Raw genomic sequence first — 514 nt, 5'->3', positions numbered from 1 at the left:
ATGCTCATGCTTATGTTCGTTCCAGGTATTGCAATTGAGCTACTGCCCTTCTCCCTAACATCCTTTGACGCTAATTCGATTATTCTTCTGAACTTCTCGCCATCGGGTAAACCAGCGCCTAACTCAATTAATTCCCTGAGGTCTGGCATCGCCAACCAATCCCTAGCCAACCCAACAGCCTTACTCGACCAAACCTCAACCCTAACACTACGCTCGTCCGAGTACGGCCCAGCGAAGCCGAGCTCGTTTATCAACCTCTCGATAATGCCGTACCACAGGTCGTACTTGCTCAAGCCCATGTAAAGCCTTACATATTTCTTACCAACATTGACCTCACCATCACCCCACATCGCCGGTGCCAGGAACACCTTGGTCCTCTCCTCATCAAAGTTCCTGACCTCCTTCACGACCTCCTCCTTCGATCTCGCCCCATAATCCTTGGCGGTTAAGTGCCACGTGATTGAGATATCCTCATTAATGCTTAGGCCGCTTATGAGTATGCGGATTTCGCCAG

The 514-nt window shown here is 50.2% G+C and carries 1 pseudogene; it reads right to left on the bottom strand.

Annotation, left to right across the window (positions count from 1 at the left end):
- A pseudogene (locus ACP5L5_RS11860) lies at nucleotides 1–514 on the bottom strand (hypothetical protein); the annotation flags it as partial.

It is taken from the genome of Vulcanisaeta sp. (assembly GCF_049966235.1).
GTDB lineage: Archaea > Thermoproteota > Thermoprotei > Thermoproteales > Thermocladiaceae > Vulcanisaeta > Vulcanisaeta moutnovskia.
Note: the sequence above shows the minus strand (reverse complement) of the source record. Positions and strands in the feature narration are given on the sequence as shown.